An 18,695-nucleotide genomic window follows, 5' to 3' on the forward strand; every position below is an offset into this window, starting at 1 on the left:
GACATTCAAAACCCAAAAGCAGAGATGGATCATGAATAACACAGAAGTTGATTTAGTTTTGACAATACCGATCGCCCCAGCAGCCTACCGCAGCGCTCAAACCCTTGCACAGCAACAAAGTGACCGGGGGAAAGCCAAACAGGTTTATCTCAATGCTTTGGCTGTGCACGCAGTCGATTTGTACTTTCAGTGTATGGAAATAGATACGGATTTGGCTGCCAGCAATATTTGGAATCCTGCGATCCAGAAATTCATGGATATTGCGGATTTGGATGTCAAAGGTATTGGCAAGCTGGAATGCCGTTGGGTAAGCCCTGGTGAAGAAGGTGTCTCGATTCCGGCAGAAGTGCGATCGGACAGAATCGGTTATGTTGCTGTAGAGATCGGCCAATCTCTCGAAGAGGTGAAGTTGCTGGGATTTGTCAAAAATGGCGATCGAGAAAAAGTTCCTCTTAGCGACTTGGAGTCGATCGACAACCTGCTAGAATACTTAGACGAGCTCAAGCCTGTAAATCTGAGTCAGTGGTTGCACAATATTGTCGGTAGCGGTTGGCATACAGCCCAAACACTGTTCGAGTCAAAACCAGAATTGCAGTTTGCTTTCCGAAGTCCCCAAGTAGTCGAAAAAAGTGCTTCAGCAGATGTGCACGTACCAGTCAAGCGAGGCAAATTACTCAACTTAGAGTGGGGAAAAGAGCAAGTAGCTTTATTTGTGGAATTGATGACAACCGATGAACCAGATATCGATATTTCGGTAGAGGTTTATCCCACAAACGGTCAAACTAACTTGCCCAACGATTTGCAGTTGATGGTGCTGGATGATGAAGGTGAACCTCTGATGCAAGCTAGAGCAAATAAAACGGAAAATTTGCTCTTTGAGTTAAGCGGAGAACCGGGAGAGCATTTTAGTGTCAAGTTGGCTTTGGGCGATTTCAGCGTGACTGAAAATTTTTTGATCTAATTGTCACTTATCAAGAGGGGGTGTGAATTATGGATAAGTTAATTGTTTTGAAATTAGACGGAGATTGCGAAGAAGGTTTTCGCTGCACCATAAAAATTGGGAAAAATAATCAATTTCCCTCTACGGACTTTACGGAAAGTAAAACATTGCCAGCCAACCCGCAAATAGCAGCTTTTGAAGAAGAACATTGGCGGGAAAAATATCGAGCTATGGGAACAAATTCCCGGCATCACCAGGAAAATTTAGTGCATTTAATTTACCCTTTTTTGCACAAAGATGCCAAAAAAAATACTGCTGTGAAATCGACGGTGGCTAAAGGATTGTCTTTTCGTCGGATAAAACCGAAAAAGATTAATGCAAGAAGTCCTGTGAATGATTGCAAAGAGTCTGGGAAAAAACTTGTGTTGATGCTGAATGATTGGCTGAAGTCTCCTGAATTTGCTAGGGTAGATAGAATAATTGGGGACAATTTAAATCCAGATGAAGAGGCAAGGGTGCTGATTTGCACAAATGACAAACACTTGCACAAACTGCCTTGGAATCAGTGGGATTTGTTTGAAAGATTTCCGAAAGCCGAACCTTCGCTGAGTAAATTAAACTATGTAACACTGGAAAATCCTGGACAACCTATCCGCAAGTCTAAGGTAAGGATTTTAGCAATTCTGGGAAACAGCGCTGGGATTGATATCACGCAAGATAGGAAAATTTTGGAGAATTTGTCTCCCAATGCTGAGGTGAGGTTTCTAGTGGAACCGAAACAGGACGAAATTAACGACGAACTTTGGGAGCAATCTTGGGATATTATATTTTTTGCAGGACACGGGGAAACTGAGGACGATATTGGAAAAATATATATCAATCAAACTGATTTTTTGACAATTAATGAGTTGTGGTGCGGCTTGAGGAAAGCGGTAAAAAATGGTTTGCAACTTGCAATTTTTAACTGTTGCGATGGGTTGGGTTTGGCTAGAAATTTAGATGATTTTCAGATGATTCCGCAAATGATTTTAATGCGGGAGTTTGTGCCGGATTTTGTGGCTCAAGAATTTTTAAAGTGTTTTCTTAAAGAGTTTGTGGATGGCAAGTCTTTGTATGCAGCAGCGGGGGAAGCACGGCGGCGGTTGGAGACTTGGGAAAAGGATTTTCCTTGTGCTAGTTGGTTGCCTGTAATTTGGCAGCATCCGGCAGCGAAGCCTGCGGTTTGGAACGATTTTTTGCTGGCGCCGGATTCGCCTGCTGTGGCCCAGGATTTGACTTTGCTTCCCACGTCTGGGAAAAGACCGCCGGTTAATGTTTTTTCGCGTTTGAAGTCGGTGATTTTGGCGAGTGCGGGCTGTACCCTGGCTGTGATGGGAACGCGCTCTCTGGGGGTTATGGAGGCGCTGGAACTGTCAATGCTCGATCGACTAATGAGCCAGCGCGAACCGGAATTAATCGACAATCGGTTGCTGGTTGTGGAAGTGACAAACAAGGATGCCGAGAAGTACGGCTATCCCCAAACGGATGCTACTTTAGCAAAGGCGATGGACAAATTGCAGCAGTTTAAACCTATAGCAATTGGTTTGAATATGCACCGAAATGTGGCAAGGGAGCCAGGAAGAAAAAATTTAATTTCCCTATTTGATAGCAATCCTAATATTATTACTGTATGCAGTTATGGTTCCAATGATATAAATTACGATCCGCCGCCAGAATTGTCTAAGGCTAAATTAACCAATCAACTTGGTTTTAGCGATTTGACTCCGGATGAATTGCGCCATGAAAAAGGTAGCAGTATTCGCCGTCAATCTCTTTCCTATAAACCAAATCTTTCTAGTTTTACTAACAAGTGTAAAATTCCCACTAGCTTCAGCTTTCTGTTAGCTTTGCGTTTTTTGGAAAATCAAGGAATAAAATCACAGATAAGTAACAATCAAGAGTGGCGAATCGCTGATGTTACATTCAAAAGATTGGCTACTCGTACAGGAGGTTATCAAGATTTAAAGGCGCTAGTAAGTCAAATATTGCTCAACTACCGCGCCAACCCCAAGCCAGCTTTTAAAGTGACGCTTCAAGAAGTATTGGAAGGGAAAATAAACTCTGATTTAGTCAAGGGTAAAATTGTCCTAATTGGTCACACTTCGGAGGTTTCGAGGGAGGATTCTGATACTCCTTACGGTAAAATGTCGGGAGTTTGGATTCACGCTCACATGGTGAGTCAAATCCTCAGCGCTGTAATTGATAAAAGGCCGCTTTTGTGGGTTTTGCCGCAATTGCAAGGGATACAGTGGGGAGATGCTGTTTTTGTGTGGTTGGTGGCTGTGACGGGCGGGCTGTTGGTTTGGCGGGGTCGATCGCTCTTGGTGTTGGCGATCGCTAGCGGTGCTATGATCTGTGTGCTGTACCAAGGTTCTTTGGTAATTTTGACTTTCGGTGGCTGGATGCCTTTGGTTCCGGCGGTTGTGGCTTTAGTTGCGACGGGTGGTATCTTGTTTGTGTACGATCGATCTTAATTAGCCTCGGCGGCTGAAATTTCGGAGAAATGTCGGCGGTTGAAACCGCATCTATACAAGCAAATTCCGAACTCAGAGGGACTGGGAGAGAAGAGAGCTTTTATGTGTAAAATGCAATTGCAGTTAGTTTTGGGTTTAATTTTGGCGATCGATTCTGCGTCAGCGCTGGCAAATCCGGCACATCCAGCTACTGTAGTAGAAAATAATTTGGTCAAAAATCATCGAATTGCGATCGCACAAAACGCCAAACCCCAGAGAAAGCCGGATATAAAAACACCAATCACACCACCAGACAAAAACACGAAACCCGGGGCCGGATCGAAAGTATCAAAAACACCTAACACACCTCCCGATTCTAATACCAAACCTGGTGGACTCGACCCTTCTAAATCATGCAAAAGAACCAATAAGGTAATTGCTCAACCCCTTTAACAAGAAGACAATATAGACATTAGATAAAGGAATGGAAAAACTCCCCGACTTAAAACAACTATCGAGCGAGGCAAAAGAAGCCTTGATAGTAGAGCTATGGGAGAAAATCCAAAAACTCAGCGCAATATTAGACACCTACGAACCAAAACCCGAGCCAGAGCCATCTCCCAAAAAAACTCTTCAAAATTCCAGCACTCCACCTTCCAAAGGATTCAAGCCCAACATTTGTACCGACGCTCTAGTTGAGCAATTACAACGGCAGCTTATTTTGAGAAATAGCGGCAATTGATTCCCCTGCGATCGCAAATCCCGCCTTGATTTCAACACCCTCGATCAAATCCTGTGGCATATTTTTAAAGACTCCAACCCAAAAATAAATCTAACAATCAATACAGTTGAACCTGAAGCAGCGGAAATTCGGGATTGAGATCGAACTCTCACCGTAAATTTTTCAATAATTGCTTTTTATGTCCTATGTCTTTAGGTTGTAAATTAAGTTGCAACAATCAAATTTAACTAGCGCTATCACTGGGAGCAAAGTATGGCAAGCCTCGTGGTAGAGTTCGGCTAAGTCGATATTTTGGGTGGCGACAAGTTGGCGGCGGTATATTTCAGTTTTGGATCGCAAAGTAAATAATTTACACTCTTGAAAGTGGGACGGGCGGGACGCCCATCCCACAAGAACCATCAATAAGTTATTTAATTCTCATTCCTTTGCTGTTGACTTGATTTGCGATCGCACCAACAATTTTCGATCTGATAGGTACTTGTACGGATTACGAAAATAGTGTTAAGGCTACTAATCAAACCAACTTTCTCACTTTTTATACTCATCTTTGTTAATTGTGGCACGGGCGTGTCGCCCGCGAGCCATCGGCAGTTAAAAACTCCAAAATTTATGGTACTTTTTCCGATCGAGCAACTAACTGTGATATATATAACTCACTTTTCCTAATTTATATGTAATAATACTTAATTAGATAAATAATTTTACACTATGCGGTCGATCGCCAATGTTAGCTATCGACAACCCAAACAGAATCGATGCCAAATTAAAAACAACATTTCCAGCTCCCTCAATGAAAATAGCCGCGTGTGGCAGTTAATTGCAGTAAATTCAAGTCAGGGATTGATAAACAGATTGAATTTCCAAATTTACACACGATTTTCATATAAATTGACAAATTTAGCCAAACAAATTAATTCTAAACTGTTAGAATAGCTAACAGTTAGTATTACTGCAATTGCGGTGCAGAGCGAATACCTGTACTGTCTATAAAGCAAATTAGCGATCCGTCCATAATTAAATGCCCGAGTCGCCTATACTTACTTACACCCCCCTGGGAAAAGTAAACTAAAAACCTAAATAAGTCACTGAAGCACCCTCCGAGCAAGTGCAGGAGCTTCACAGAAAGCCTCTGTTGACGCCAAGGTTTTTTTACTCAAACATGAAATTTGATTTGTATGCTGCACCAACCGAGCATCCCTTTTGCTCACGCCACCTTGCTGAGTACAGCAATGGTGGAGATTTTTCAGGGGGAAGAAAGATGAATTTGGAACAATCCTCTACAGGAATAACCCCCGATAGCTGCGCTGCGGCAGTAGTGGAAATCATTCCGCTGATTGTGGGGTCGATTCGAGCCCAAATGCGAAATCAAGGAGAACCCTTTTTATCGATATCTCAGTTTCGCAGTCTTATGTTTCTTTACCGCTATCCAGGTTCTTCTTTATCCAAGTTAGCAGATTATTTGGGGGTAACTCGACCGACTGCTTCTGCAATTTGCGAGCGCTTGGTTCAGGAAAAATTTGTAGACCGCAAAGAACATCCTCAGGAACGGCGAGCGGTGGTGCTGAAACTGACAGAAACTGGTCGTGCGAGGCTCGAAGAAATTCAAGCGCTCACCTGTAGCAATATTTCGCCAATGTTCGAGGATTTGTCTGAGGAGCAGATGGAGAGCGTTTTAGCAGGATTGACGTTACTCAGAGAGGTGTTTGACGGCAAATCTAACGATCGGTAAAACCTCATATACATCTATTTACTGTTTAATCTGTGACATATAGGTTGTAGGGTACGTAGTCCGCACCCTACAGCTTTTTAGTTGACCTATAGCCCAATACGGTTCATTTAACACTCCTTATACTTGGATATCCCCCTCGCATCCCCGTTAAGAAGCAGGATGGTTTTATAGTCATCACAAAAATTAGGTACGTAGTTGGGCTTGGGCCCTCTTTATCCATAGGCCTAAAGAGGGCTTAAGCCCAACTACGTACCTTGATTAGGAATAACAATTTAATAACTTAAGCAATGTTTGCTCGTTGCTCGTTACCAGGAAGAGCCTAGTAATGCAGATTCGGAGGCTCTGCTTCCCTTTACCTTGCCGCTTATGGAGATAGAGGATAGTTATTACATAATTTACTTTTTGGCTGAATTTAACAGCTTTGCTAAAACGTTTCGCGTTATCTGCTGAGCTCCGGCATTTAAAACAGGCGATCGCAACTGCGGCGCATTGTAATCGTCCAATCCCCACGCCCACTGCATCGAACCAGTCGCGAATACTTTCGCCCCCGAATCTGCTGTATAAACCGTCATATCAGCATAGCGAGTTCCGCCGCCGTGAGGGTATGGAGAATGCCCGACCCGAACTATATTTTTCGGAGCATTGCCAAACATTCGATCGACTTCATAACCCAACAGTCCCGGTAACTTGTCGCCCTGTTTTAACTGAGTTTTTTCCAGCAGCCAATCCGGGGCATTTTTATCAATCACAATATCAGAATTAACTTGAAATGTCTCGTACATAACACCTATTAAAGCATCTTCTGGACTTCCGATAGAGTGGTCTCGCCAGCGAGTTGTTACTAAAGAATTAAGTGCTGGCGATTTATTGTAACTTGTTGCTATTTGAGTGCTTTCTAGTTGCTCTGTTCCATAGCTTAATTCCCCAGTATTAGCTATTTTTACTATCGAATTAACGGCGCCTAATTCTTTTTGCAATCCACCCATAGGGTCTAAATCTGCCATTTCTTTATAAGCAACCACAGTTCGGTTTACTTCCCCAGTAATTCGGCTGGGTTCTAGGCGGATCTGCCAATAGCAAATATTGGAACCAAAAAATCCGATGCTGACGCCTTCATCTCTAGCAGCTTCTATATTTTCTCGCATATCTCGCGACCAGTATTCGTCGTGACCGACGGACAAAAATGCTTTGTGAGACAACAGCAACCGGGAGTTAAAATGCGTGTCAATGTTGGTGGCATAGGTAACATCGTAGCCTTCTTTTTCCAGCCACCTGACCATATTGTATTCCCAACCAGCGCTCGAAGTTCTCCTTTTTGGCTGAAAATTTGTCAGAAATTCCCCCGCACCTACGCCGTAAGCTGCTTTGCGGTTGGGACTCATGGCGTAGGGCCGATTAAACGAAACCTTGTAAGCTTGTTTTGCCATGCTGTTCCAGCGGTAAAGGGATTTGTGACCCCAATTGTTGTACGCTTGGAAAGTGGTAACGCTGGATTGAAATAAAATGTCGGATTTGCGATCGTCATCCCGCACTATAAAGATAATATAACTTTGTTTCCCGCTGATACTGGCAGTGAGTTTAGCTAAATAAATGCCGCTCGTCCAGTCGGAAGGGCGATCGGGAATTCGCAAAATATACGGGTCTTTCCAATCGCATTCTATCAGTCCCGATGCTTCATCTTCTCTCGGCGGAGGCTGTCTGATTCCCTTCCGCACAATTGGGTCATTCATCCGGCGGCCACCGAGTCCATTATACCATCCGGTGCGGAATATTTCTATGCTATAATTCGGTTCTTTAGTGTTGACAAATAACTTAATTTCGCCGCCGAGATTGACGCTGGTCAGAGAGGCATAACCTTCGATTTCTCGCTTCGTAGCAGGATTTTCTAACTCCCAGTCTGGGGTTCCGGGTTTTTGGTTTTCTCGGGCTGTGAGATTGGTGCCGATAGCACTTTTTGCGATATTTGAATAGTCTTGAGAATGTGCTGCGCTGTTAGACAAAAAAGGGGCGGCTAAGCCAAGTGAGAAAGCTTTCAGAAACTCTCGGCGGCGCAATTTCGACAATAGTTTAACTGTCACTGGTTTAAGTCTATGAATTTTAGGTGATAGATTGTACGGTTGGGTTTGGGTGTATCGGGCGTAACAATACTTTACAATAGCCCTGGAAACATCATACCTGAGATAGATTAATTTGCGATCCTCTTCGAGGGCTTCGCCAACGCGCGATCGTCCTACTCCGACTGAGTGATTTGTCTGAATTTTTCTTCACATATAATGTATTAGGTCTTATGATGTATGCCTTATGGCGTATGTCCCATCACCGAACAGTTTTAGATAGAAAAGCCGATTTGAGATGTTTTTAGGTACAAGTCCCCGGAAGCATCCGCGAATCGCCTCTAAAATCTAAAATCTGAAATCTAAAATCGGATGATTTATTTGTGTGAACCAGCTTTATGAGTGAATCAACCAATCCACCGCTATCTCCACCAGTTTCTCGACGAACCGCCCTCAAATTCCTCGGAGTCGGTGCCGCAGGCGGGCTGCTGGGCTACTCTCGATTGTCCAAGCCCGAACCCGCCATTTTTGTGCAAGATACTCTTGACTTGCCGCGAATGCTGAATAAACCCAAAACCGTTGCAGTTGTCGGCGCAGGATTAGCAGGGCTCGCCTGTGCTTACGAACTGAGTCAGCGGGGTTTCGCCGTGACGCTGTTGGACAAATCGCCCCAACTCGGCGGTAAAATTGCTAGTTGGCCGATACAAGTCGGCAACGAAACCTTTATGATGGAACACGGTTTTCACGGTTTTTTTCCGCAATACTACAACCTCAAAAGTGTGGTCAAAGAACTAGAAATTACCGATAACTTTGTATCTTTAGAATCCTACGCCGTTGTGTTTCGAGACGGCAAATACCAACCAGAAGTTTTCCGTCCCAACCATTCAGCTTTCCCCTGGAATATCGTTGATTTGGGGATATCTTCTCCGAATAGGCTCAAGTGGGGAATCAACCTGACAAAACCCGCTCACTGGCAAGTTTTTCGGGAAATCGGCGGTTTTCAAACTCAAAAAAGTTTCGCTCGCCTCGACAACATATCAGTTGCCGACTGGGTAAAAGGTGAATTCCCGCGCGGACTTTACGACTTGTATTTTCTGCCTTTTGCCAAGTCCAGTCTCAACGCTCCCGACGAATTGAGCGTAGGAGAATTAATGCAATTCTTCCACTTTTACTTTTTCGGAAATCCAGAAGGTTTGGCCTTCAACGGCACGCGGCAAGATATGGGCACGAGTTTGGTGCAGCCGATTGCCAGATCCATTGAAAGTAAAGGTGGCAAAGTATTGACAGATGTCGCAGTTAGCGGAATTCACTGGGAAAACGGTCAGATTGATTCTTTGACTTATCAGTCTGGAGACGTGCAGAGTAAAGTACCTTTTTGGGTAAAGCGAAACGCGCTGTTAACTGACAGCAACTCTACGGAATATTTCGGCGCTGGCGACAGCGTGTTTGCCGCCGCACCCGGAGGAAAAGAGGCAATTTCTCTGAGCTGTACTCACCAAGGCTGCACGGTTCAGAAACAAAATGACGGTCAATTTCACTGTCCTTGTCATGGGGCAGTTTTTGATGCTGATGGGCGAGTTGTGAGCGGGCCTGCTCAACGGGATTTGCCTCGATTTAAAGTAGTTGATAAAAAATCCGATGAGATACAGTTAGCCACCGCTCCTAATAAGTCGCAACCGCAGAATGCAGGGGAAACATTGAAGGCTGATTATTATGTATTTGCGGCGGATGTTCCGGGGATGCAGCATTTGTTTAGTTTGGCCAGCGGTGAGGTGAATCCGCAGGTGCAGAGCCGAATTGAGGAATTGAAAATAGCCGATCCGTTTGCGGTTGGGCGTTTTTGGTTCGATCGCGATTTTGCCTGGGAACACAGCAATTTTAGTTCGCTTTCCGGCTACAAACTGACTGACAGCATCACACTTTACCACAAAATCCAGGATCAGTTCATCGAGTGGCATCAGAAAACTGGCGGTAGCGTAGTGGAACTGCACGCTTATTGTTACAAGGAGAAGGAATTCCCCAACCAGGAAGTTTTGCTGGCTACTTTTGAGCAAGAATTGTATGAAATTGTACCGGAATTAAAAGCAGCAACTCTGCTGCACCGGGAGTTGGTAAATCAAAAGAATTTCTCGGGCTATCCGCCCGGTAGTTATGCGGAAAGGCCGGAGACTTGCTGCGCTGTTCCCAATCTGTTGTTTGCGGGAGATTGGGTAAAAATGCCTTTTCCTTGCGGTTTAATGGAAAGGGCGGTGAGCAGCGGTTTGTTGGCAGCTAATGCTATTTTATACCAGGAGGGTTTGCAGAGGCGATCGCTCTTGACGGTGAATCCCGAAGGCGTGCTGAAAATCTAAGGTTTGCAGCGGGGCGGATTTTCAATCGTGTCCGCACGAACAAAAACTGGTTCGTAGTGAGGACTTTAGTCCTCAGGAGAAGAAGGACTAAAGTCCTCACTACGAACCTTAACAGTCATCGGTTCGTAGTGAGGACTTTAGTCCGCATCCATAGAAGGACTAAAGTCCTCACTACGAACCTTTTTATTTTATTTCGAGTTAAATTAGCACACAAAACATTGGTTTATGGCTAAAAGAATCTGGTGGCAAAAACCGCAAATCCGCACCGACGAAGAACAGCAATTGCACCGAAAAGTTAGCTGGCTGGAACTCTTTTTTGACCTGGTATTCGTAGTTATTATTGCCGAATTATCGCACAATTTGGCGATCGATGTTTCTTGGGTAGGCGCGGGTAAATACATCTTGCTATTCTTGCCCGCGTGGTGGGTTTGGATCGGTGCAACTTACTATAATGAGCGGTTTGAGACAGAAGGAATTGAAAATCGATTGTTTACGTTTCTCCTAATTTTGGCTGTAGCGGGATTGGCGGTATTTTCCCACCACGGTTTAGGAGAAACCTCTGTGGGTTTTGCCTTATCTTACGTATTTGCGCGATCGATCGTAACTGTTCTCTGGTGGCGTGCTGGTTACCACGAACCGAGTTTCCGCCCAACTGCGAAACGGTTTGTCATTGGTTCTAGTATTTCGATCGCCTTTTTTATCTTATCCGTTTTCGCACCTCCCCCAACACGTTTTATCTTGTGGGTAATTGGCTTATTTGTAGATATCAATACCCCGATATTTACCCTCAGACACCAATCAAAACTCCCCCAATTTAGCAGTTCCAGACTTCCCGAAAGATACGGACTATTTATGATTATAGTTTTGGGGGAAGCCGTAGTCAGCGTAGTTCAAGGATTAGCCGCCAAAGAACACTTTGAATTCGCCCATGCCATCACTGGAATTCTGGGAATGACGCTGATTTTCGGTATATGGTGGATATACTTTGATTTTGTCGCTCGCAGGCCTCCAAAACCTGCAACTGGTTGGGTATTTGCTTGGGGATATTTGCATATGCCGCTGGTAATGTCGGTGACGGCAACGGCGGCAGGAATCAACAATGTAATTGCCTCGAAAGCAACAGTGCTGCCTTTGAACGTGCGGTGCTTAATTTGTGGTTCTTTAGCGATTTCTTTAGCTGTGATTGCTCTACTAGAAACCACTTTGCGCCGAGATGAGGACGAACCCGCTCACCCGATATGGAGTCCTGCCTTAAAGTTAGCTGCGGCGGTTGTGACACTAATTGTAGGTCTTTTCGGAGGATTAGGAGCGATCGCTCTCCTGAGTTTGTTGGTAATATTACTAGCAATTCAGATGAGTTACGGTTTGTGGGTGTGGTTTCGCTGAGGAGAAAAGTCAGAGCTTGGGAACAAAAAAACATCCGCGTGGCTTTGGGTGCATCTGCGGGTAAAATGTTGAATGAGTATAAAGCAAGAATAGATGCTGAAGAGTAACTGGAAAATCCCCAATAAATCTGTAACGTTTGATGATTTTGCAACAGAATACGATTTCGCTGCCACCTTGGAAAGCCAGAACGATTTTTTTACTAAAAATCTGTCTTCCAACAAAGGTACAGCATTAGATATTGGCTGCGGTTCTGGCATTCTGGCTTGGGAATTAGCTAAGTATTACGAGCGTGTAGTGGCGGTAGATTTATCAGCAAAAATGCTGGCTATTGCTAGTCAAAAACGCTCAGCCCCCAATATCGAATACATCCAAATGGATGCCAGTCAATTAGCGCTCGATCGCCAATTTGATTTAATAGTTAGTGCCGCCACTTTTCACCACCTACCCAACCTACCCGTCGCCCTCTCAGGCATTAAGAACTTGTTAAATCGGCAGGGTAAAATTGTCTTTTTAGATAATGTCTCGGAAGTCGAAACACCAGCCACCCTCGGCTACATTATAGGTGCAATTAGAGATTTTATTCCCGATTGTTCTAAATACGGATTTCGCGATGCTTCAAGATTGTTGAAATTTAGATTGTCGCCAAGCTGGTTGAAGCATTTAGCGAGCGACAGGTATTTGTCAGAAGGGAGATTTAAAAGAATTTACGGCCGTTGCTTTCCCGGCTGTTATTTTGTAAAATTGGGTTGTTCTATGGGCGTAATTTGGGAAAATTTGTAATGCAAAATAACGCGATCGGATCGATATCTGCAAGGGGAGAAAAAACTCACATCCGCGAGTTGGGCATTAATTTGGAGCAATGGTATGCAGTCGCCCGCAGCACAGAGGTACAGAGTCAGCCCCTAGCTGTGATATTGTGGCATCGGGCGATCGCACTTTTCCGCGACAGTACAGGCAAAATCAACGCCTTAGAAGATAGGTGCCCGCACCGACAAGTTAAACTCAGCCACGGCAAAGTTAAAGGCGATTTAATCGAATGCGCGTACCACGGATGGCGATTAAATGCAAGCGGAGAATGCGCCGAAGTCGATTATTTAGCAGAAAACCAAAAGCTACCTAACTGCAAAATTCGCTCCTATCCAGTCAAGGAGCAAAACGGTTTTATCTGGCTGTTTCCCGGCGACAAAACCCAAGCCGAAAAAATAGATTTATTGGATTTGCCCGAGTGGGAACATCTCAATTATATTGCCACAGTCTCAGTCATCGACTGTCAGGCACACTATTCATTTTTAATTGAAAATTTGATGGATATGTACCACGGACACTTGCACGATGATTGGCAAGCTTGGGCAAATCCGGTATTAGATAGTTTAGCAGAAGACGAGCATCAAGTAACAGCTCGCTATCAAGCACAAAGTTATTACAAAATAGATAAAATTTGGTCAATTTCCCAGTTATTTTTTAAGTCTCTGCGCCGACTGCACCCGGAACCGCTTGACGTGAGTTATGTTTACCCGCACTGGGTTTCAACATTGGGAAGCGACTTTAAGATTTACTGCTTAGTTTGCCCGGTAAGCGAGACAGCAACTCGCGCTTATTTAGTTCATTTTACCTCATTAAATGCGTTTTGGCGGCTGCACAAATTGCCTGTGTGGTTTCGCAAGTTTATCAAAGATAGTTGTTTTGGTGCTGCTCAAAAGTTATTAGATGGTTTGGTGCGGCAGGATGTGTTAATGATTGAGGAAGAACAGCAGGCTTTTTTGCAGAATTCGGAAAGAAAGAGTTACGAATTAAATCGGGCGTTGGGTAGCGTGCAAAAGTTGATGAGAAGTCAGGCGGAAAAAGAGTGATTCAGCCGCAGATTGACATCTGCGGCGCGACGAATGGAACCAGCCTGCACAGGCTAAGTTGAGAGTTCGCCTTTCCAAGCTTGAGCATGGTATTCTAGCAACAGGGAAAATTGACTTTCGGGAAGCAATTACCAACCATACCTAACACAGGAACCAAGCATGAACCGTGTCAGCATCAAGGGTGAACAACATCCGATTAAAAAAATCTTTAGCGATGACTTTATGTTCACCATTCCCCTCTACCAGCGTCCCTATGCTTGGACAAAGGAGGAAGCTGGGGAACTGCTGGAAGACCTGCTAACATTCTTGGGAGATGGTAACGAGACGATTGATGAACTCAACCCCTACTTTCTAGGCAGCATAGTTTTGATTAAATCGGAGCAGCCAGCCGCTGAAATTGTAGATGGTCAGCAACGTCTAACGACTCTCACCATACTACTAGCTGCTCTCAGGGCATCATTGCCAACAGAACACGCCAATGACTTGACCACTTTTCTATACCAAAGAGGCAGCTTGATTGCGGGTACTCCTAATCGTTACCGTTTGACTTTGCGCGAGCGAGATGCAGACTTTTTCAAGGAATATATTCAAAATGAAGGTGGTATTAACAAGCTCAAAGAGTTGAACAGTGTTGAGCTGATGGATAGTCAGAAGCTGATTAAAGAAAATGCACATTTATTCTTGCAACGTTTCCATGCAATAGGCGAACATTGCTGTATACGCCTTGCCCAGTTCATCATTACTCAGTGCTTCTTAGTAGTGGTTTCTACGCCTGACTTTGACTCTGCATATCGGATATTCTCTGTGTTGAACAATAGGGGATTAGATCTTTCTGTAACTGATATCTTGAAAGCTGACATTATCGGAAAAATACCCGAAAGTCAACAAGAAAAATATACTAAAAAGTGGGAAGATACCGAGGAGAATCTGGGACGCGAGTTATTCAAAGATTTGTTTTCTCATATTCGCATGATTAAGGAAAAGAAAAAACTTAGCAAGAGTATCCTTAAAGAGTTTCAAGAAAACATCAATCCTGCGGCTGGGCCTCAGCAATTCATTGATGAAATTTTAGCTCCTTATGCTAAGGCTTTTTCGGACATTTACAACTTAACCTATGAAAGCGAGGCGCGTGCACAGGAAATTAATCAACTATTTAAATGGTTAAACAAAATTGATAATTTTGACTGGGTACCACCTGCCATTCTCTACCTATCTCGCAACCGTAACCGTAATAACCCCGATAATTTGCTGCGTTTCTTTAGAGATTTAGACCGCCTTGCCGCAGGTTTAATGATTGTCCGCGCCAATATCAATGAGCGCATAGAACGTTACAGCAGATTGCTTACTGCTATTGAGCAAGAGGAAGATTTATTCAATGCCTATTCACCGCTCCAGTTTACTCCTGAAGAGTCAAACAATATCCTTAGAGTCCTCGATAGTGACCTTTACCTAATGCAAAAAATTCGTCGTTATGTTTTGGTGCGCTTAGATGCTGCTCTGTCAGAAGGTGAAGCATCTTACAACTTCTCCAACATTACTGTCGAGCACGTACTTCCCCAAAATCTAGGTGCTAATAGTGAGTGGATGAAGTGGTTTGCTAATCAGCAAGAGCACGCTCAATATGTACATCGTCTTGGCAACTTAGTTTTACTATCTTGTGCGAAAAACACTCTGGCACAAAATTATGATTTTGATGTAAAAAAACAGAAGTATTTCACCACTAAAACAGGTGTTTCACCCTTTGCACTTACTACCCAAGTGCTGCGGGAACAGGAATGGACGCCAGAAGTAATCGCTCGACGACAGAAAGAGCAGATTAATGTTCTCAAGAATCTTTGGCGCTTATAGGATAATTGAATTGGATATCAAATTGCTATTATCTGTCCATCAGCACAAAAGCCAGAGCTAAAATTAACAATCAAACCAGAAATTGCTTCGGGTGCATCTGGCGCAAGGAAGAGGGCGAAGCATGACCGCATATAAGTTATTAGTTATCATCTCCTATTTTCTGCGGTCATGCTTCACCCCTACGCATATATTCGCTTGCATTGAGATGCACCCATTGCTTCAAGATTGAAAGCTAAAATCAAAGGAAAAGTTACTCATCCATAAATTAAAATAGAACCCTGTTGTTGGGTTCTCTTCTTGTTCTTGCGAACGAAACATGAAAAAAATTGGCGCGGCCTACACTGCTCTATCGAACAGTTCGGTCGTACATTACTGATTATAGCTTGCTTCTTAGCAGAAGGCAACCCATATTTCTAACTTGCCCGAAGGCTACACAGCCCAAAACCTACATCTGATGGCTCGATAGGATTGGTTACACCTCTGCTAAAAATCGCAATTCATCTGCGTTAATCTGCCCCTATCTGCGGTCAAAAAAATCTAAATCCCGCAGCACAAACCTTACTTTTTAGGCTGCTGCTGCTGGTAAACGCTGACAACTTTGTCCGCATAAGTAGCAGTGGCGCCACTTTTGCAAGCTGCGGATTCTCCTGTCATCCACCAGCAAGCGGCGCGGCGGATAGCGGTTAATTCATTGTTGCTGCTAGCTTTGTATTCGTCGCGCAGCAAATCGCCGACGATACAGGTAACAATTGTTTTGGCTTTTGTGGCGTCGGCTTCAAATTGTTGCGGTGTTAAATCTTGTTTGGTACAGAATTTTGCCCAGCGGGAAATATTATTCGGTAAAACTTGCCACTGACTGTACATTCCGTCATTTGCGGTTTGCGGCGGGGCGGCTTGTCGCAGCGCTTCTACGAGGGCGGAAACTTGCGCGTCGGTGACTGCGGCTGCGGCTGGAAGTGTTTGGAATCCGAGACTCACGATTAGGCTGCTGAGTAGTAGATTGGTTTTTGCGATCGATTTAAAGTTCATTTACAACTCCCTGTTTTAATCAAAGTTTCCTGCACAAGGTTTACCTGAAAGGCGATCGAATGCCTCTATCTAAAGTATGATTTGCTTGGGGAAGGCGGTGGCGATTCCCTACGGGATAGCTACGCTTCACAGCCTTATTATAGAAATTGGCAAAGAATTAGGATAAAATTGTGGAAGTACAACCCAGGGAAATTACAAGTTACGGTACATCAGATGGCAAATTTCCTTTCGACGAGTGGCTTGATTCCGTTCGCGATCGGAATGTCAGATTTAGAATCAAGTCTAGGCTTGACCGAGTTCAACAAGGCAATCTCGGAGATATCAAGTCAGTAGGAGAAGGAGTTTTTGAACTCAGAATTAATTATGGCCCGGGCTACCGCGTCTACTTCGGACAAGTTGGGTTGACAGTGGTGGTCATCCTGGTAGCCGGAGATAAAAGCACTCAAGAACAAGATATTCGACAAGCCATAGCATACTGGAAAGATTATGAAAGACGTGAAAGCACCGACAAGTCATAGCTACCGCGAGTACCTCATTGAATCTCTCAAAGAGGCTGAAGAAGCTGCTGGTTACATCGGGGCTATTTTGGAAGAAAAAGATCCTGAACCCGCACTTTTGAGAAATGCCATCAGAAATGTGATTGAGGCTCGAATCAGGATGAATGCTCTTTCTGAGTCAGCAAAAGAAGTTCACGAAAAACTCGACAAGATGCTGACTGAAAGCGGCGGTTCTGAAATTTACAGTTTGGTAGAATTGCTTGAAGCTTTAGGGTTTAAACTAGAAATTACGATCGCAAATATTGAGTTGCCGGCCGAGTCGGAATCAACAACTTTTGTGGAATCAGAATTATGCCCGGAACCAGCAAATTTATAACCAGTTGGAAGTCGATCGCATTCTGTGCATCGGTCAAGGCGGGTTTATAGATATTGTGAATGTGAATCAAAGATTTTTTGTGAATCCGCCCCTACAAATATGGTCGTTAATTCACCGAGAATCATATCACCGCTCTATCGCAAAATCTAATAGTCGGTGAGCCATTTCTAGCTTGCTGCAAGGTGCAATTTCTACTTGCTTCCCGGCGGTATTAATTAATATTGCTTGATTGGTATTGCTGCCGAAACCAGCACCTATTTTATCGATCGGGTTTGCGGCAATTACATCCAGCTTCTTAGCCCGCAATTTCTCCACCGCAGGCTTGACAATATCCCCAGTTTGTGCTGCAAAGCCGATGAGTTTTTGGTGTGGCTGCTTCAAGTTCCCCAACTCTGCCACAATATCGGCTACAGGCGCTAACGGTAAAGAATTGGGGAGCGATCGCTTTGGCAATTTCTGATTACTGCGATCGACTGGTTTGACATCCGCCACCGCCGCCGCCATCACCGTCAAATCGGCATCGTGAAAGCATTCTAGCATCGCCTGTCGCATTTCTTGGGCGCTGGTAACTGCGATCGCCCGTACACCAGACAGCGACAATTCCCCAGTTATGCTGTGTACCAGCGTCACAGCCGCGCCGCGATGCAGTGCAGCTTGCGCCAAAGCTATGCCCATTTTGCCCGTGGAAGGATTGCCGATAAACCGCACCGGATCGAGGTGTTCTCGGGTTCCTCCCGCACTGATTAACACCCGCTTGCCCGCTAAATCTCGATCGCCCTTGGTATACAACAGCGACTCAATATGAGGCAAAATCTCATTAGGTTCAGCCATCCGGCCAACACCCGCGCGATCGCACGCCAGCATTCCCGCCCCCGGATTCGCCGCATGATAGCGCCGATAAGTCAACACTTCCCGCCAATTCCGCTGCACCGCCGGCTGTTCCCACATATCAGTATTCATCGCCGGCGCCAGCAAAATTGGGCAAGTAGAAGCTAAGACAGTATTAGTCAACAAATTATCAGCAAAACCCCCCGCCAAGTCAGGGGAGCAATTACAAAAACTTCCGCCCATTCTCCCAGTTGAATATGCAGCGGGCGGCCGTGATTTGCTTGCCAAAAATCCCGATCTGTAAAAGCAGGATGGCGGGAAAGAGTAGCAAAAGTTAAAGGCGTGACAAACTCGCCAGCCGCATCAGTAAGAATTGCTTTAACTTCAGCTCCTGCTTTTGCTAAAGTTGAAACTACTTCACAAACTTTGTAAGCCGCAATCCCGCCACTAACGCCGATTAAAACTCGTCTGCCATTCACCATAGGATTTTATATTTTAGATAGGGAGCATCTCAGTTTTGCATATAGTGCGAGCGTCCCCGCTCGCGAGTATTATACTGCTCGCGAGCGGGGA

Annotated in this window: 14 protein-coding genes and 1 pseudogene; 12 read left to right on the forward strand and 3 right to left on the reverse strand. The window is 44.6% G+C overall.

All coding sequences use genetic code 11. From position 1 onward, the window contains the following. Positions 1 to 31 precede the first annotated feature (31 nt). The 5 genes from JGK20_RS15625 to JGK20_RS15645 all read left to right on the forward strand — a co-directional run bounded on the left by JGK20_RS15625 (position 32) and on the right by JGK20_RS15645 (position 5,903). Positions 32 to 961: a DUF1822 family protein gene (locus JGK20_RS15625; RefSeq protein WP_293231266.1), complete on the forward strand. Its 930-nt coding sequence runs from the start codon at positions 32 to 34 to the stop codon at positions 959 to 961. A gap of 29 nt (positions 962 to 990) precedes the next feature. After that, positions 991 to 3,453 carry a CHASE2 domain-containing protein gene (locus JGK20_RS15630; protein WP_293216200.1) on the forward strand — a complete coding sequence of 821 codons (2,463 nt, stop codon included), beginning with the start codon at positions 991 to 993 and terminating at the stop codon, positions 3,451 to 3,453. Between the two features lie 102 nt (positions 3,454 to 3,555). After that, positions 3,556 to 3,885 (forward strand): hypothetical protein, encoded by a 330-nt coding sequence (locus JGK20_RS15635; RefSeq protein ID WP_293185799.1) that lies wholly within the window; start codon positions 3,556 to 3,558, stop codon positions 3,883 to 3,885. A gap of 31 nt (positions 3,886 to 3,916) precedes the next feature. Beyond that, a complete protein-coding gene (locus tag JGK20_RS15640) occupies positions 3,917 to 4,174 on the forward strand; it encodes a hypothetical protein (protein ID WP_293185797.1) in 258 nt (85 codons plus the stop codon). Positions 4,175 to 5,333: 1,159 nt separating this feature from the next. Beyond that, positions 5,334 to 5,903, forward strand: coding sequence for a MarR family winged helix-turn-helix transcriptional regulator (locus JGK20_RS15645; protein WP_293191620.1), 570 nt, complete (start codon positions 5,334 to 5,336; stop codon positions 5,901 to 5,903). Between the two features lie 395 nt (positions 5,904 to 6,298). Here the strand turns inward: JGK20_RS15645 and JGK20_RS15650 are convergent, their stop codons facing one another. Next, positions 6,299 to 7,981 (reverse strand): N,N-dimethylformamidase beta subunit family domain-containing protein, encoded by a 1,683-nt coding sequence (locus JGK20_RS15650; protein WP_293231268.1) that lies wholly within the window; start codon positions 7,979 to 7,981, stop codon positions 6,299 to 6,301. Between the two features lie 374 nt (positions 7,982 to 8,355). On the opposite strand from JGK20_RS15650, the gene JGK20_RS15655 reads away from it, so the two are divergent. The 5 genes from JGK20_RS15655 (at position 8,356) to JGK20_RS15675 (ending at position 15,392) form a co-directional block, all read left to right on the forward strand. Beyond that, positions 8,356 to 10,308, forward strand: a complete 1,953-nt coding sequence (locus JGK20_RS15655; protein ID WP_293231271.1) for an FAD-dependent oxidoreductase — start codon at positions 8,356 to 8,358, stop codon at positions 10,306 to 10,308. Between the two features lie 225 nt (positions 10,309 to 10,533). Next, positions 10,534 to 11,694, forward strand: coding sequence for a low temperature requirement protein A (locus JGK20_RS15660; protein ID WP_293176320.1), 1,161 nt, complete (start codon positions 10,534 to 10,536; stop codon positions 11,692 to 11,694). A gap of 93 nt (positions 11,695 to 11,787) precedes the next feature. Beyond that, positions 11,788 to 12,474: a class I SAM-dependent methyltransferase gene (locus tag JGK20_RS15665; RefSeq protein ID WP_293231274.1), complete on the forward strand. Its 687-nt coding sequence runs from the start codon at positions 11,788 to 11,790 to the stop codon at positions 12,472 to 12,474. Continuing rightward, entirely contained in the window at positions 12,474 to 13,544 is a 1,071-nt protein-coding gene (locus tag JGK20_RS15670) for an aromatic ring-hydroxylating dioxygenase subunit alpha (protein ID WP_293231277.1), read from the forward strand. The genes JGK20_RS15665 and JGK20_RS15670 overlap by 1 nt, the downstream gene beginning before the upstream one ends. Before the next feature lie 159 nt (positions 13,545 to 13,703). Beyond that, positions 13,704 to 15,392, forward strand: coding sequence for a DUF262 domain-containing HNH endonuclease family protein (locus JGK20_RS15675; protein ID WP_293231279.1), 1,689 nt, complete (start codon positions 13,704 to 13,706; stop codon positions 15,390 to 15,392). Positions 15,393 to 15,950: 558 nt separating this feature from the next. Here the strand turns inward: JGK20_RS15675 and JGK20_RS15680 are convergent. Then, complete coding sequence (locus JGK20_RS15680; RefSeq protein ID WP_293231282.1) at positions 15,951 to 16,421, reverse strand: hypothetical protein; 471 nt, start codon at positions 16,419 to 16,421, stop codon at positions 15,951 to 15,953. A 170-nt stretch (positions 16,422 to 16,591) separates the two neighbouring features. Between JGK20_RS15680 and JGK20_RS15685 the strand changes: the two genes are divergently transcribed. Together JGK20_RS15685 and JGK20_RS15690 are read left to right on the forward strand one after the other, a co-directional pair. Next, positions 16,592 to 16,939 carry a type II toxin-antitoxin system RelE/ParE family toxin gene (locus tag JGK20_RS15685; RefSeq protein ID WP_293204751.1) on the forward strand — a complete coding sequence of 116 codons (348 nt, stop codon included), beginning with the start codon at positions 16,592 to 16,594 and terminating at the stop codon, positions 16,937 to 16,939. After that, positions 16,908 to 17,294 carry a transcriptional regulator gene (locus JGK20_RS15690; protein WP_293223907.1) on the forward strand — a complete coding sequence of 129 codons (387 nt, stop codon included), beginning with the start codon at positions 16,908 to 16,910 and terminating at the stop codon, positions 17,292 to 17,294. The genes JGK20_RS15685 and JGK20_RS15690 overlap by 32 nt, the downstream gene beginning before the upstream one ends. 126 nt (positions 17,295 to 17,420) lie before the next feature. On the opposite strand, the pseudogene coaBC reads toward JGK20_RS15690, so the two are convergent. Next, positions 17,421 to 18,604: pseudogene (coaBC, locus tag JGK20_RS15695) on the reverse strand (bifunctional phosphopantothenoylcysteine decarboxylase/phosphopantothenate--cysteine ligase CoaBC). Between the last annotated feature and the right edge of the window lie 91 nt (positions 18,605 to 18,695).

This window comes from Microcoleus sp. PH2017_05_CCC_O_A, assembly GCF_020738785.1.
GTDB lineage: Bacteria > Cyanobacteriota > Cyanobacteriia > Cyanobacteriales > Microcoleaceae > Microcoleus.

What these genes read in the sequence shown, in the direction of transcription:
- JGK20_RS15670 (WP_293231277.1), top strand. Translation starts at nt 12,474, where the DNA reads ATGCAAAATAACGCGATCGGATCGATATCTGCAAGGGGAGAAAAAACT.
- JGK20_RS15665 (WP_293231274.1), top strand. Translation starts at nt 11,788, where the DNA reads ATGCTGAAGAGTAACTGGAAAATCCCCAATAAATCTGTAACGTTTGAT.
- JGK20_RS15630 (WP_293216200.1), top strand. Translation starts at nt 991, where the DNA reads ATGGATAAGTTAATTGTTTTGAAATTAGACGGAGATTGCGAAGAAGGT.
- JGK20_RS15640 (WP_293185797.1), top strand. Translation starts at nt 3,917, where the DNA reads ATGGAAAAACTCCCCGACTTAAAACAACTATCGAGCGAGGCAAAAGAA.
- JGK20_RS15655 (WP_293231271.1), top strand. Translation starts at nt 8,356, where the DNA reads ATGAGTGAATCAACCAATCCACCGCTATCTCCACCAGTTTCTCGACGA.
- JGK20_RS15680 (WP_293231282.1), bottom strand. Translation starts at nt 16,421, where the DNA reads ATGAACTTTAAATCGATCGCAAAAACCAATCTACTACTCAGCAGCCTA.
- JGK20_RS15690 (WP_293223907.1), top strand. Translation starts at nt 16,908, where the DNA reads ATGAAAGACGTGAAAGCACCGACAAGTCATAGCTACCGCGAGTACCTC.
- JGK20_RS15660 (WP_293176320.1), top strand. Translation starts at nt 10,534, where the DNA reads ATGGCTAAAAGAATCTGGTGGCAAAAACCGCAAATCCGCACCGACGAA.
- JGK20_RS15675 (WP_293231279.1), top strand. Translation starts at nt 13,704, where the DNA reads ATGAACCGTGTCAGCATCAAGGGTGAACAACATCCGATTAAAAAAATC.
- JGK20_RS15625 (WP_293231266.1), top strand. Translation starts at nt 32, where the DNA reads ATGAATAACACAGAAGTTGATTTAGTTTTGACAATACCGATCGCCCCA.
- JGK20_RS15645 (WP_293191620.1), top strand. Translation starts at nt 5,334, where the DNA reads ATGAAATTTGATTTGTATGCTGCACCAACCGAGCATCCCTTTTGCTCA.
- JGK20_RS15635 (WP_293185799.1), top strand. Translation starts at nt 3,556, where the DNA reads ATGTGTAAAATGCAATTGCAGTTAGTTTTGGGTTTAATTTTGGCGATC.